The organism is Bifidobacterium sp. ESL0790 (genome assembly GCF_029395435.1).
Taxonomy (GTDB): Bacteria; Actinomycetota; Actinomycetes; order Actinomycetales; family Bifidobacteriaceae; genus Bifidobacterium.
In genome coordinates this window covers 368,316-381,671 of the sequence record NZ_CP113915.1, presented here as the reverse complement: position 1 = coordinate 381,671, position 13,356 = coordinate 368,316, and the positions used below count along the sequence as shown (strand labels likewise).

The 13,356-nt window shown below is 61.0% G+C and carries 13 protein-coding genes; 7 read left to right on the top strand and 6 right to left on the bottom strand.

The features are described 5' to 3' along the window. Nucleotides 1-39: 39 nt before the first annotated feature. The 3 genes from OZY47_RS01305 to OZY47_RS01295 form a co-directional block, all read right to left on the bottom strand. Entirely contained in the window at nucleotides 40-849 is an 810-nt protein-coding gene (locus OZY47_RS01305; protein WP_277178163.1) for a hypothetical protein, read from the bottom strand. Nucleotides 850-901: 52 nt separating this feature from the next. Then, complete coding sequence (locus OZY47_RS01300; protein WP_277178162.1) at nucleotides 902-1,345, bottom strand: hypothetical protein; 444 nt, start codon at nucleotides 1,343-1,345, stop codon at nucleotides 902-904. A 98-nt stretch (nucleotides 1,346-1,443) separates the two neighbouring features. Continuing rightward, nucleotides 1,444-2,223: a hypothetical protein gene (locus tag OZY47_RS01295; protein ID WP_277178161.1), complete on the bottom strand. Its 780-nt coding sequence runs from the start codon at nucleotides 2,221-2,223 to the stop codon at nucleotides 1,444-1,446. Between the two features lie 497 nt (nucleotides 2,224-2,720). On the opposite strand from OZY47_RS01295, the gene OZY47_RS01290 reads away from it, so the two are divergent. The 7 genes from OZY47_RS01290 to OZY47_RS01260 all read left to right on the top strand — a co-directional run bounded on the left by OZY47_RS01290 (nucleotide 2,721) and on the right by OZY47_RS01260 (nucleotide 8,805). After that, the gene (locus OZY47_RS01290; RefSeq protein ID WP_277178160.1) at nucleotides 2,721-2,954 is read left to right on the top strand and encodes a hypothetical protein; all 234 of its coding nucleotides are present in this window, start codon (nucleotides 2,721-2,723) and stop codon (nucleotides 2,952-2,954) included. A 353-nt stretch (nucleotides 2,955-3,307) separates the two neighbouring features. Further along, a complete protein-coding gene (locus OZY47_RS01285) occupies nucleotides 3,308-4,465 on the top strand; it encodes an NAD(P)/FAD-dependent oxidoreductase (protein ID WP_277178159.1) in 1,158 nt (385 codons plus the stop codon). A gap of 277 nt (nucleotides 4,466-4,742) precedes the next feature. Further along, entirely contained in the window at nucleotides 4,743-5,240 is a 498-nt protein-coding gene (gene rpsP / locus OZY47_RS01280; RefSeq protein ID WP_277178158.1) for a 30S ribosomal protein S16, read from the top strand. Between the two features lie 2 nt (nucleotides 5,241-5,242). Continuing rightward, a complete protein-coding gene (locus OZY47_RS01275) occupies nucleotides 5,243-5,476 on the top strand; it encodes an RNA-binding protein (RefSeq protein WP_277178157.1) in 234 nt (77 codons plus the stop codon). Next, entirely contained in the window at nucleotides 5,473-6,192 is a 720-nt protein-coding gene (rimM, locus tag OZY47_RS01270) for a ribosome maturation factor RimM (RefSeq protein WP_277178156.1), read from the top strand. The genes OZY47_RS01275 and rimM overlap by 4 nt, the downstream gene beginning before the upstream one ends. Before the next feature lie 136 nt (nucleotides 6,193-6,328). Further along, the gene (gene trmD, locus OZY47_RS01265; RefSeq protein WP_277178155.1) at nucleotides 6,329-7,264 is read left to right on the top strand and encodes a tRNA (guanosine(37)-N1)-methyltransferase TrmD; all 936 of its coding nucleotides are present in this window, start codon (nucleotides 6,329-6,331) and stop codon (nucleotides 7,262-7,264) included. 218 nt (nucleotides 7,265-7,482) lie between these two features. Then, complete coding sequence (locus OZY47_RS01260) at nucleotides 7,483-8,805, top strand: ATP-binding protein (protein ID WP_277178154.1); 1,323 nt, start codon at nucleotides 7,483-7,485, stop codon at nucleotides 8,803-8,805. A gap of 193 nt (nucleotides 8,806-8,998) precedes the next feature. Here the strand turns inward: OZY47_RS01260 and OZY47_RS01255 are convergent, their stop codons facing one another. From OZY47_RS01255 to OZY47_RS01245, 3 genes are all read right to left on the bottom strand, one after another. Then, nucleotides 8,999-9,610 carry a nitroreductase family protein gene (locus tag OZY47_RS01255; protein ID WP_277178153.1) on the bottom strand — a complete coding sequence of 204 codons (612 nt, stop codon included), beginning with the start codon at nucleotides 9,608-9,610 and terminating at the stop codon, nucleotides 8,999-9,001. Nucleotides 9,611-9,949: 339 nt separating this feature from the next. Further along, nucleotides 9,950-10,525, bottom strand: a complete 576-nt coding sequence (rsmD, locus tag OZY47_RS01250) for a 16S rRNA (guanine(966)-N(2))-methyltransferase RsmD (RefSeq protein ID WP_277178152.1) — start codon at nucleotides 10,523-10,525, stop codon at nucleotides 9,950-9,952. Between the two features lie 101 nt (nucleotides 10,526-10,626). Then, nucleotides 10,627-13,254, bottom strand: coding sequence for an ATP-dependent DNA helicase RecG (locus OZY47_RS01245; RefSeq protein ID WP_277178151.1), 2,628 nt, complete (start codon nucleotides 13,252-13,254; stop codon nucleotides 10,627-10,629). Between the last annotated feature and the right edge of the window lie 102 nt (nucleotides 13,255-13,356).

Genomic DNA, 13,356 nt, shown 5'->3' with positions numbered 1-13,356 from the left:
AAAATTGATTCCGGGGTCATAGACGGCAAATAGGAGATTCTAAAAGCATTCCCGCGGCACCTCTATTCCCGTGCTCAAAGGAGCCTTGTCGCCGTCGACCTCCAGCACGCTGTCCTGATATAGAGGCCGCATATACAGCTTGCCATCCTTCCATGAGACCGCATACGAGTCCGTAATGCCTTTGCCCTCGCTCAGCGCGGAATCCGATTTCCACCGTGCCTTGACGGGATTGGTGGTTGTGGAATAAGGCCGCTGTATATCCAGATTGTCGAATTCGTCCGCCCATCCAGATCTCGTCACCACCGCATGGCAGCCACGCGGACTCGCCGTCGCGAACCGGCCGCCCTCACCCAGAAGCAAAGTCAGGAACACAGGCTCCACAGCCAAGATCACCACCAACACCGCCTCGCCGAACGACGCCAACGACGACCAGTCCCAGCGCCTCGCCTCCGGGCTGTCATCAGCATCCGGATAGACGACCAGCAACGCGCTGGCGAGCAACGACACCACCGCCACCGCGAACAACGCGAAAACCACCTGTTCGGGCATGGCCACCCAACCCAGAATCACGACTTCATAATCGGCGGTCATGCTTACCACCAACTTGCAAAACGCAAGCACGCACGCCGCCACCGCGATCCACCGCAATATCGAGCGCAAACGCTTTCTCTTATGCATTTTCGCTGCCATTCGCGGATTGGCCGGTTTCGCCGCACCATTGCTTGTCTGCGTCGAATATCCAGCAGACACGGCAACCTGACCGGCCTGCACCATCTCGGCATCATTCACGCCAACACGACCAGAAGCGCCGCTCGGCACCAAACCATCCCCGCTCATCGTCTTCCCCATTTTCTCGTCCTCCTCGCTGCCTGAATCATCCCGGCAATGTCACCGACCGGTCTCACGAACTCAGCAATACCGGAATGCCAATGAAAAACAGGATGATAAGCATATAGAGGAGCGCCAACGCGATGTTATTGCCCCAATCCCCGGCACGTGGCCACATAGGCACCTGCTCAAGATGCAACGCGGGGGTCGAGAAACACAGCAAACCCGAAAGAGCCACAAGCGCCAAGGTCAAGATCAGAAGCGGCACGCAGATCGGCACGCCCCAACCGTCGGTGTCCGCCCAAAACTGCGGGGAGGCAACATTGAGCTGGCAGGAGACGATCGTCGCCACCAGACTCAGCACCCACATCCAAGGCATAATGAACCTGATCCACTGAAGCGCCGTCGGCCTGCCACTGAGGTTCGGCGAGCCGTCGCGTCGCCATATCTCCTCTTGGGTGTCGCCGCGCTGAAGATAGCCCATATCCGCGCCCGGCGTCTGATTTCCCATGGTCATTGCGATGAACCTCCTTTCATTGACCGACACGAAGCCAACCAACCATTCCAACCGACCCAACTACTCAATTCAGCCTCACACAAGACAAAGCCGTCACTTTACGTCGCGTCGCAGGTGATGGCCGGCGGGCGATAATCCTTGTTGTTCTCGAAAGTCGAAGTCTCGGTCAGCATCGAGTCATCAGGCGACTTGATATGGCTTTCCCCGTCGCGCCAGACGATTCGAAACGTGTCCCGCGCCTTGAAACCCGACCAACGGATATGGGTGTCGCGCAGAAGCACCGACCCCGGCTCACCCACATATGCGCGATAGCCATAGGTGCTGCCATGCATGATGTCCTCATCGGCGACTCCCGTATAGGCGACCACCACACGGCAGCCCGGCCCGTCGGCGGAATCGAGAATCTGATAGCGGGGAACCCGAACCGCGAAGAGCGACCCGAGCAACCACACCGCGCCCATCGCCCACACCAATATCCACGCGATCACTCGGCCCCAGTGGGGCAATCGAGAGAACGGTTTTGCGTTCTTTTGCGGCGCCACGCTGGCCACAACGAAGGCGACAACCACCAAAACAACCGCCACGCCGCACAGGTTGAAGGCGATGATCCCCAAATTCAGGCAGGCATGCGCCAACAGAAGAACCGGGAAGAAATGACCAAACGCGAACAGGCAAAGAGCGACGAGCACGCAAGCTGTGGCGACGAGCTCAAGAGCTTCCTTCAAGCTCCGTGGCTTCCAGCCGCGAAGGGCCACACCGTCACCTGGACGATTCTCGGTATGCGCGGCGCCGTCGGGCCCATACGCGCCTTGCGGGGCTGGCTGACCCGCCGACGGATAGCCAGCACCCGTCGCTTGGCGGCCATAGCGCTCATCCATCGGGCGACTCCCCTCACTGCCCATCGTCGGGCCTCGCCAGCCGAGCATGAGGCACGTCACCCGGCAACGACCAAATCGACATTGTTTGATAAATTCCACTGTGCGTCATCAAATGTAAAGATTCGTGGCATCGGCGAAGCCCACACCCGATATCCACGTTTTCATCGTTCCTTCACTTGGCGTTCCGCACCGGTCTATGCCGACCTGCGCCCATCTCGCGGCACTTCAGTAATTAGACAGACCCGGCCCCATCCATCAACAATTCCGAGCGCCAACACACCCGCCCAAAACACTCCGCCAGGCCTGTCCTGTCACCACGCGCGACCACCTTTCACAGGCCGCAAAACCGTTCGCTCTCCATGAAGAAAATAGACAAAACAAGCCCTGATATTGACAAGCTCTCGCGATGTCCATATTGTGTCCTGTTGGTTGCCATGTAGACGGCTTGAAACGATACTAAAAGTACGGATTCAATGTCGAATGCAAAGAAGGAAATTATGAACGAAACACAAAATGCAGACATTCAATTCACCATTCCTCTCACCCACACTCAGCTCACCCTCGTGAAACGGGCCGCGGCCCTCGAGGAGATGCCCGTCAAGGACTGGGCGACGCAGAAATTGCTCGACGCCGCCAGCGAAGGGGTGGAGCAGGAGGTCACCTTGCAGGAGGTCAACGAGGAGTTCGACAAGATCCTCGCGAGCTTCGAGACGTCCTCCGCCTGCGCCTAGTGCGGGTTGCTCGCCTAGAGCTTCAATAAAGACTTTTCAAAAGGGTCACGGGTTCGCGCCCGTGGCCCTTTTCGCTGCCACGACCGGAATTCACCAAGCCTCGGTCCGGGCACGGCCAAACGCTCGCGATCTAAAACCCATCAACCATATTTCGCCCTAAGCGGAGTCATTTTAATTGACGCTTGCATAACCCTTTGTCTAATTATCAAGACAAAAATATTCTAAATCGTTTGATGCCCAATAACTTTTACATCGTAGCGAGTTTAGTGCAACGATAGTTTTATACTGGAATAACGAACGAAAAACAAAGATGCACATCCAAGTTTTCGTGTCCCAGTGAAAGAGCACAGGCGATGAAACAGATCCTTATCCTCGGCGCGGGCTATGCCGGGCTGCGGGCGGCCAAGGTGTTGGCGCACGCCAATCTAGACGCGCGCATCACCCTGGTCAACAAGTACCCGTACCACTATCACGCCGCTTTGCTGCATCAAGTCGCCTGCGGCACCAAGGACGCCAAGGAGATCTCCTTCGCCCTGCAGGAGGTCGTCAGCCCGAGGGTGCATCTGATCATCGACGAGGTGGTGCGGGTCGACCAGGAGGCCCAGACCGTCCATTTCGCCAACGTTCCGCCGAGACATTACGACTACCTGGTCAACGCGCTGGGCTTCGAGGCCGAGACCTTCGGCATCCCCGGCGTCAAGGAGAACGCGCTGACCTGCGTCGACATCCAAACCGCTCGCCAGGCCCGAAAGCATATCGAGCGGGCCCTGGGCAACTATCGTTTCAGCGGCAACCCCGACGACCTGAGTTTCGTGGTGTGCGGGGCGGGCTTCACCGGCGTCGTCTTCATCGCCGAACTCTTGGGCCAGCTGCCCGCGCTCTCCAAGCGCTTCGACTTCCCGGCCAAGAAGGTGCATGTCGACTGCATCAACCCCGAGCCGGTCATCCTGCCGGACTTCGACGCCCAGCTGGTGCGTTGGGTGGTCAAATACCTCGAGAACCAAGGCGTCGCCTTCCACAACAACAACCGCGTCGTCGAGATGGCCCCGGGGCTTGTGGTCACCGACAAGGCCTCGTTCCGCGGCAGCACGCTCGTCTGGACCGGCGGGGTGTCGGGCAGCCACGTCATCAAGGATTCGGGCTACGACCAGAAGCGCAACAGGGTGGTCGTCGAGGACGACACATCCGTCTACCAGCATCCCGAGGAGTTCGTGATCGGCGACGTCTCCGCGATCCCCAACCCGGAGACCGGCCACCTCTACCCGGCCAGCGCGCAGATCGCCATCGCCGAGGGCGAGGTCGCCGCCAAGAACATCATCGCCCGCATCAACGGCACCGAGCCCGTCAACCTTGATTTCAAGCCGTTCGGTACGCTGTTCCCGCTCGGCCCGCACCATGGGGTGGCCCTGCTCGGCGACGACAACAACCACCGGCTCAAGGGCCAGAAGGTCATGCTTATCAAGCACCACATCGACGCGCAGTTCGAGCACGCGATATTCGAGGATCGGTAAAAGCGCGGGCACAGACGCCATGCTGACGGAGGTCGCGCGGGACCCGCAAATCAAAGATCACGCAGACAAAGTCGCGCGTTTGGAGCGCTTTTCTTGAGGCCGTTCACTCCCTTCAAACGCCATACCAGCCCTATCCAGCCGACGCGCTATAGTTGAAAAGTTATTCATGGGTGCGGGGCCCTCTCAAACCCGTAGGCCATGAGGAACGCGCAGACCGACGTTCGTGTGCCCCACACACGGGTGGAGGCCGGCAACTCAAGTAACAAGGAGAGCCACAATGGCTACCAAGATTCGTTTGAAGCGCATGGGTAAGAAGTTCTACGCCTTTTACCGTGTGGTCGTGATGGACTCGCGCAAGAAGCGCGACGGCAAGTCGATCGAAGAGGTCGGCCTGTACGATCCGAACCAGCAGCCTTCAATGATCAAGATCGATTCCGAGCGCGTGCAGTACTGGCTGGGCGTCGGCGCACAGCCGAGCGACCCGGTCCGCAAGCTCCTCGAGATCACCGGCGACTGGCAGAAGTTCAAGGGTCTGCCTGGCGCCGAAGGCACGCTCAAGACCGCCGAAGACGGTCCTGACGCCGCCGCCCGCGTCGAGGCCGTTGAGGCCGACGCCCAGAAGCGCAAGGCCAAGCAGTCCGAAGCCAAGGCCAAGGCCGAGGCCGAGAAGGCCGCTGAGGCCGCCGCCGCTGACGAGGCCAAGGCTGACGAGGCCGGCGCCGAGGAAGCGAAGGCCGAAGATGCCGAGACCGCCGAAACCGAGAAAGCTGAGTAATCATGCTCGCGCAAGCTGTGGAACATCTCATCTCCAACATCGTCGATTTCCCCGATGACGTTTCGGTGAAATCTCACGAGAACGCCCGTGGCGAACTGCTGCGGGTGCGCGTCAACCCCGAGGACATCGGGCGTGTGATTGGCCGCTCCGGCCGCACCGCCAACGCGATCCGCACCGTGGTGCAGGCCCTGGCCGACCACAAGGTCCGCGTCGACATCATGGATGTCCGCAAGTGAACGGTGAGGTTGGCTCACAGCAGCGTTCAGACCCTCAGCAGCTCGAACTGTTGAGGGTCTGCCGTATCGGACGCGCGCAGGGGCTCAAGGGCGAGGTCACCATACGCACGTTCACCGACGAGCCCGAGCGTCGTTTCGCTCCGGGTTCGGTTCTCTATTCCAAAGACGGTTCCGCCACATACACCGTGACGCATTCACGCACGTTCAAGGACCGCTGGATTCTCCATCTGCAGGGCGTCGGGAGCCGCGAGGCCGCCGAGGCGCTCAATGGCACCGAGCTTTACGCCGAGGCCGACGACCGCGACGAGATGGCGGAGGAAGACGCCTGGTACCCCAAGGACCTGATTGGCCTCAGGGCGCGCCTGGTCGAGCAGCCGACGCGTGGGGCCAGCGAGGCGATGGCCGGGAAAGCCGTCGGCAAGGTCGTGGACGTGATCGACAGCGGGGCCCAGTCACTGCTGAAGATTCGCCTGGCCACGCCCGTCATCGAACGCAAGGACGGGTCGTACGCGCCTGCGGACGATGCGGCATCGTCGGCGTTCGGGTCCGCCACGGCGAGCGATACCGGCAATAAAAAAGACCCCAAACAAGGCGAGGGCGCGAACGTCATCAAGACGGCGCTGGTGCCTTTCGTCGACGAGCTGGTGCCCGACATCGATCTGGACGGCCGCTACCTCACACTCGACCCTCCCGGAGGCCTGATTCCCGGGGTATAAAGTATCCTCATCCGAGCGCTCCACAAGACCGACGAACGCTCGGATTCAAGGTATTCACGCTTATAAAAAAGACCATTCCAAAACAGCACTTTTTGAGGACGTCGAAAAGTGCACGACCACCACTTACGATAGAACCATGAGAATCGACATCATCTCCGTTTTCCCCGAATATTTCCAAGCGCTCAACGTCGGCCTCTTCGGCAAAGCCATCGAGCACGGGCTGCTCGACATGCGCGCCCACGACCTGCGCGACTGGACCCACGACGTGCACCATTCCGTCGACGACACGCCCGTGGGCGGCGGGGCCGGCATGGTGATGAAGCCCGAGGTCTGGGCCGAATGCCTCGACGATCTGCTTGGGCTTCAACCGCAGGAAATCGATGAGGTCGAGGGCGTCGAGACAGACGCGAGCGATGATGATTCGAATATGCGGAGGCACTCGCTGGCACCAAAGCCAGAACCAGAATCGGAAACTCAGGGTGCCAATGAAACCGACAACCCACTTGACGCTGGTTCTGAGCCTTCGCCGAAACCTGTATTGATTTTCCCCAACCCTTCCGCGCCGCTGTTCACCCAGCGTGACGCCACTGAACTCTCACAAGCGGACCATCTGCTCTTCGGATGCGGCCGCTACGAGGGCTATGACGCCCGCGTGCCGCGCTATTACCGCGCCCAGGGCGTGGATGTGCGCGAATACTCGATCGGCGACTACGTGCTCAACGGCGGCGAGGTGGCCGTCTCGGTGATACTCGAGGCCATCACGCGCCTTATCCCCGGCTTCATGGGCAACCCCGACTCCATCGTGGAGGAATCCTATACGGGCGCGAACGCGCTGCTGGAGCACCACCAATACACCAAACCGGCGGTGTGGCGCGGCATGGCGGTGCCCGAGGTGCTCACCAGCGGCGACCACGGCAAGGTCGACCGGTTCCGCCGCGACGAGGCGCTGGCCCACACCAGCCGCCTGCGCCCCGACCTCATCGCCAAGCTCGATTGCAAGGCGCTCGACAAGACCGACCGCAAGACCCTGATGTCGTTGGGCTGGGAGGTCTCCGGCCCCCATCCGCGCTGAGTGGCCGAGTAGCACACGTCACTCTCATCGAGCCACTCACACCCAGCGAATCCTAACTATCACGGCCAAATCCACCCGAAAACGTTATTTATAAATAACGTAAGCCCCCAATTCAACCCAGAATGTTATTTATAAATAACATAAATGCTGATTTAGGGGTATTATGTTATTTATAAATAACATAATCTTCTGAAGCCAAGCGTCGAGAGGTAACCGATATGACCGTTTCCAAGGCACAGCACTACGTGGCGCGCCCCGACCTGCTCAAGAAGCTTGAGGAGTTCCGCAACACCCCGGCCATCAAGGTCCTCATCGGGGTCAGGCGATGTGGGAAATCCACGGTGCTGCAGATGTTTTCGGATTCCCTGCGAGCCAAGGGCGTGCCGGAAAGCAACCTCTTCTATCGTCGTTTCGACAGCTTCGACACCCCGATTGATTACGACGCGGCGGCGCTCTACGACGACCTCAAAAAGGCGATGGACAATGCGAGCGGCGACTACCCGATGACGGTGATGCTCGATGAGATCCAGGACATCGACGGGTGGGAGAAAATCGTGCGTCGACTGCACACGCGCGACAACACCGACGTGTATATCACCGGCTCGAACGCCAACCTGCTCTCCAGCGATCTTGCCACCTACCTGACGGGAAGGTATGTGGAGATTCCCGTTTATCCGCTTTCCTTCAAGGAATATTGCGCGTTCTCGAAAGCCGACGAACCAAACCTGAAAACGGCTTCGACCTCCTTGGATTCCATGGATTCCACAGACTCCAATGACTCGGTTGCCCGAAGCACCACAACCGAACGTCTGTTCAACGAATTCCTGCGCTTCGGCGGCATGCCCGGCCTCTTCGCCCTGAAAACGAGAACCACCACGACCGTCGGCACCGAGCTGCAATCCATCTACGACTCAATTGTGTTCAAGGACGTCGCGCAACACAACAACATACGCAACCTGGGAGTGCTCGAGAAGGTCAGCCGATTCCTCTTCGCCACCTCCGGTTCACTCTTCTCCACCAGAAAAGTTGTCAATACCCTCAAAAGCGCGGGCGAGAGCATCAGCACCACCTCACTTAACAGCTACGTGGAAGGCCTGGAGAAGGCTTTTCTCGTCTACCGTGCCGAGCAGACGGACATCCAGGGCAAGGCCATGCTGCGTCCGTTGAGCAAGTTCTACCCCGTGGATGTCGGGTTCAGAAACCTGACCGCTGATTTTTCGAGCCGCGACTTGGGCGCGCGGCTGGAATGCGTGGTGTATATGGAATTGCGGCGGCGGGGCTATAGCGTTTCGATAGGCACTGGCGACAACACGGAAATCGATTTCATCGCCACCAAGAACGATATGGCCGCGTCCAAAAAAATGTATATCCAGGTGACCGCCAGCATGCTTGAGGAGACGACCAGCCAACGCGAGCTCGCACCGCTGCTTAAGCTCACCGACGCGTTCCCAAGAATCGTGATCACGCTGGATTCCTATTCCGCCGGCACCACACCCGAGGGCATCACCATCGTGAATGCGCTGGATTGGCTTTTGCGGTAGGCGCGCGACACGAACGCGCTAAAGAACAGGGGCGAATAACAATCCGCAAATAACATAAACGAGGCTCCGAACGGTTGGATCAACCTGTCGGAGCCTCGTTTATTTGCAGTAGATTCGGGCCGTGTTTCGTATCGTCCAAGCGGCCCGGGCACGCATGTATCTCCGCCTAAGCGGGCGTGCCCTCAGCGGCCGTTCAGCGGCCGAAGACCTTCACACGGTCGGTGGCGGCCATGCGCTCGAGCGTGCCGGTGGGGTGCTCGATGTCGAAATCGCCGAAGGGCATCTGGGCGCTGAGCCTCCAGTTCGGGGAGAGCTTGAACTCCTTGCGCACCGCGTCGTCGATCAGCGGGTTGTAGTGCTGCAGCGAGGCGCCCAGCCCACGCTCGGAAAGCGCGGCCCACATGGCCATCTGCAGCATGCCCAGCGACTGCTCGGCGTAGATCGGGAAGGTGTCGGCGTAAAGCGGGAACTGCTGGGAAAGCTGCTGGGTGCCGGCCATGTCGTCGAAGAAGAGGATGGTGCCGTGCGCGGCGGCGAAGGTGTCGATCTTGGCGGAGGTCTTGGCGAACGCCTCCTCGCTGGCGGCCACCTTGTGCAGGGCGTCCTTGACGATGCCGTTCCACAGCTTCTTGTGCTCGTCGCCGAAGATGACGGCCACGCGCTGGGACTGGATGTTGAAGGCGCTCGGCACGGCGACAGTGACGCGGTTGATCAGATCGACGAGCTCGTCGTCGGAAATCTGGGAGGTGCCCTGCAGCACGTATTGGGAATGGCGCGCTTCCAGCGTGGTAATCAGGTCGGTCATGTGTTCTCCTTATGGGATTTGTCAGTAAAAGTCACGTCTGTGCGGATTCCGCGGTTGGCCGCGGCCTCGTTCTCGTCCGAAGAGGCGTAAAGCATCGGCGGAAATCCTGCGCACAGGCAAGGCTATTGATTCTAACTTGCCGTGAGCTGAAGGGAACAGCGGAATTCACTCAAAGGTGCTGTGAAATACCGCACAGTGATGGCCCTCATATTATTTATGCAAATTGACTCATATCGTCGAAATATGGGCATATGAGCGTTTTCGACGCATCACTTGCGGCGAACACGGCGCAACCAGACATTTAGACCACTAACCCGGCAGGCTCACGCCACCGCGAACTTATTCGTGGTCGATGTAGTAGACCGCGGTCTCGCCATAATCGCGCTGGTCGGCCACGCGCCAGCCCTCGGGCAATGCCAGCGGTTCGGAACGGGTGGAGCGCTCGAAGACCATCACGGTGCGCTCGTCCATCGCCGGCGATTGGGCCAGACTGGCTATCAGCTCATTGCATTCCTCGGTCGAGAGCGCGTAAGGAGGATCAGCGAAGACGACATCGAAGGCCGGGCCCTGATAGCCCGGGGCGATTCTCTCGGCGCGCTTGCGCATCACCCGCGCCCTCATCGTCGCCGAATCCCAGCCGCGCTGGCGTTTCAACGATTCCAAGGCCTTGGCGATCAACGCGGAAGCCTGGCCGGCCGACTCCACGGCCACCAGCTCGTTGGCGCCGCGTGAAAGCGCCTCGATGCCCAAGGCTCCGGTGCCCGCGAACAGGTCGAGCACGCGGGTGTCATCGAGCACGCCCCACGAATCGAGCTTGGAGAAGATGGCCTCTTTGGTCCGGTCGGTGGTCGGCCGGGTGCCCGGCTTCGCCTTGGCCAGCTCGAAGCCCTTGAATCGCCCTGAAATCACACGCATACGCGACACTTTAGCCCGCGAGGCTGATAGGCGGAGTCGACGCACAAATCAATCCAGTGCCGCAACAAACATTGGCATGTGGTTACTGCGGCTATTGCGGCTCAGTTGCTGAGAATCTGCGACTCACCACCGCGCGTGAAATCGAGGACGGCCCCGGCGAGCTCCACCTGCCCCTTGAGCGTGGGGTCGTCCTCGAGCAACGCCTCGGCGCGCTTGCGGGCATCGGCGATCATCTTCTCGTCCTTGACCACACGAAGCAGCTTGAGCCCCGACTTGCCGCCGGATTGCGCGTCGCCCAGCACGTCGCCCGCGCCACGCAGCTCGAGGTCGGCCTTGGCGATTTCGGCGCCGTCGAGCGTGCCCGCGATGACCTGCAGACGTTGTTCGGCGATGCTGCCCGACTCGGCCCGCGAGACCAAGAACGCCCAGGAATCCGTGCCGCCACGGCCCACACGACCACGCAGCTGGTGCAACTGCGAGAGTCCGTATCGGTCGGCGTCGAAAATCGTGATGCAGCTGGCCTGGCGAACGTCAACACCAACCTCGATAACGGTGGTGGCCGCGAGCACAGGCGTCTTGCCGGATTCGAAATCGGCCATCACATGGCGTTTGGTCTCGTCGTCGTCACGACCGGTCAGCGTGGCGAATCGAATGCCTTGGAACTGCGGCAGGGCCGAAAGCCGGTGGGCGATCTCGTCGACCGCGTGCAGCGGCGGCTTGGGTTCGGCTTGCGTGCCGTCGTCGTCCGCCATGGCCAGACCCGTCACCTCAACGAAATCATCCTCGGTCTCTCCATCACGGCGTTTGCGAGCTTGCGCCTTGCCGTCAGCCTCGGCATCCTCGTCCTGGTCGATGCGCGGGCAGACGATGTAGGCGCGCTCCCCCGCGTCGATGCGCCGCCTGATATGCACGAACATCTGGCTCATCATGGTGCCGTCGGCCTCGGGCACGATGAACGTGCGGATCGGCTTGCGCCCGCCGGGCAGCTCGGTGAGCCAGGAGATGTCGAGGTCGCCGAACCACGTCATCGCGGCGCTGCGCGGAATCGGCGTGGCCGTCATCACCAGCAGATGCGGCGTTTTCTCGCCCTTCTCGCGCAGGATCTCGCGTTGCTCGACGCCGAAGCGGTGCTGCTCGTCGATGACCACGAGGGCCAGGTTTGGTGCTTGGAAGGTCTTGGAGAAAGCGGCGTGGGTGGCGATGATGATGCCCGGCGTGCCACTGGCGGCCTGGGCGAGCGCGCGGCGACGGGCCGCGAGTTTCATGCCTCCGGTCAGGAGCGTCACCGGTACAGGGGTGTTGTTCGCCGTATCGTCATCTTTGGGATCGGCGTTATTATCGTCGGTTTTAGCGGCCTTACCGCCTTCGCCTTTGCCGACTTTGCTATCCTCGCCGTCATCTGAGCCGGCTCCCAGCTTCGCCATCATGCCGGAGATCGTCTGGTAATGCTGCTCGGCAAGCACCTGCGTAGGCGCCACCAGCACGGCCTGATAGCCGGCCCCGACGGCCTGGAGCATGGCCGCGAGCGCCACCACGGTCTTGCCGGAGCCCACCTCGCCCTGCAGCAGTCGTTGCATGGGGTAGGCACGCCCCATGTCCTTGCAGATGTCGCCGATGACGTCGCGCTGGCCGTCCGTCAGCTCAAACGACAGCGAGTCGATGAACCGGTCGCGCAGCGGGGAATCGCGGCACACCAGGGCGTCGGCCTCGCGCGAGGTCTCGCGGGCCTGGAGCACCGAAATCTGCGAGACGAACGCCTCTTCGTAGCGCAGCGTCTCGATGGCGTGGCGGAACTCCTTGGTCGATTGCGGCTCATGGATCGCGGCGAACGCGTCGGCGCGGTGCAGCAGCCCCTTGGCCTCGATGACGTCTTGCGGCAGGATGTCGGGAATCACCGCACGCAGTGCGAGCGTGGGATCAGTGTCGCCGGAGGCGGCCTGACCGCTCGTGCGCAAGGCCTCGAGCATGGCATCGATGGATTCATGGATGTGCTCGCTGGAGATGCGCGAGCTGGCATGGTAGACCGGGCGCGGCCTGCACACGTGCTGCAGGGCCTCGTAGGCGGTGTCGGCGTCATATCTCAGGGCGTTGGCGGCGGGTTGGGCCAGCTGGGAATGCGAAGCTGGAGCACCAACGGTGGTTGACACGCTAGCCGACGAAGACGGTTGCGCGGTGGTTTGGTTGGAAATATCTCCTAACGAACCTTCGCCAGCACTTGCGGAACCCGGCGCTGAAGCCGCCGCCGGATCGCCGAACACGCCCGCCCCTTCAGGCAACACCGTTAGCACCTCGGGATGGGTGAACTGCAACTGCCCGTTGAACTCGCTGGGCGCGCCGGCGAGCACCACGTCCGCGCCCTGCCGCAGCCTGCCGCTCATCCAGTCCATATACGGCTTCTTGTGCGAGAAAAAGACCAGCCGACACGTGGACCCGCCGACCTGGCGCGAGGCCGCGAAGGCCGAATCGTCGACGACGGCCTCCAGGCGGTACCCACGTCGGCCGCCCATCGGCACCACCCGCAGGTAGCGGACCACCGCCGCGAACGCCATCGGCACGCCCGGCCTCGCCTCGCGGATGGCCCGCAACGGCACGGGTTCGGTGACGTGGAAAGGATAATAGGTCAACGCGTCGCCCACGCTCACCACGCCGAGCGATTTGAGCGCGCTCACCCGCCGCTTATTGGGTATCAGCGAGGAGACGGGTGTGGTCAGGGAAACGGATGCGCTCATAGGGCTCATTCTAGTGGAGGGACGGCAGGGAAAGTCGGCGAAGGGTCGGTCAAAGGGCCGCAAGACGGCCTCGATAAAACACAAGTCGGTAGATAGGTTTTT

Excerpts from the sequence above, each read along its gene's own strand:
- OZY47_RS01305 (WP_277178163.1), bottom strand. The coding sequence starts at position 849 with ATGGGGAAGACGATGAGCGGGGATGGTTTGGTGCCGAGCGGCGCTTCT.
- OZY47_RS01300 (WP_277178162.1), bottom strand. The coding sequence starts at position 1,345 with ATGACCATGGGAAATCAGACGCCGGGCGCGGATATGGGCTATCTTCAG.
- OZY47_RS01295 (WP_277178161.1), bottom strand. The coding sequence starts at position 2,223 with ATGGATGAGCGCTATGGCCGCCAAGCGACGGGTGCTGGCTATCCGTCG.
- OZY47_RS01290 (WP_277178160.1), top strand. The coding sequence starts at position 2,721 with ATGAACGAAACACAAAATGCAGACATTCAATTCACCATTCCTCTCACC.
- OZY47_RS01285 (WP_277178159.1), top strand. The coding sequence starts at position 3,308 with ATGAAACAGATCCTTATCCTCGGCGCGGGCTATGCCGGGCTGCGGGCG.
- rpsP (WP_277178158.1), top strand. The coding sequence starts at position 4,743 with ATGGCTACCAAGATTCGTTTGAAGCGCATGGGTAAGAAGTTCTACGCC.
- OZY47_RS01275 (WP_277178157.1), top strand. The coding sequence starts at position 5,243 with ATGCTCGCGCAAGCTGTGGAACATCTCATCTCCAACATCGTCGATTTC.
- trmD (WP_277178155.1), top strand. The coding sequence starts at position 6,329 with ATGAGAATCGACATCATCTCCGTTTTCCCCGAATATTTCCAAGCGCTC.
- OZY47_RS01260 (WP_277178154.1), top strand. The coding sequence starts at position 7,483 with ATGACCGTTTCCAAGGCACAGCACTACGTGGCGCGCCCCGACCTGCTC.
- OZY47_RS01255 (WP_277178153.1), bottom strand. The coding sequence starts at position 9,610 with ATGACCGACCTGATTACCACGCTGGAAGCGCGCCATTCCCAATACGTG.
- rsmD (WP_277178152.1), bottom strand. The coding sequence starts at position 10,525 with ATGCGTGTGATTTCAGGGCGATTCAAGGGCTTCGAGCTGGCCAAGGCG.
- OZY47_RS01245 (WP_277178151.1), bottom strand. The coding sequence starts at position 13,254 with ATGAGCGCATCCGTTTCCCTGACCACACCCGTCTCCTCGCTGATACCC.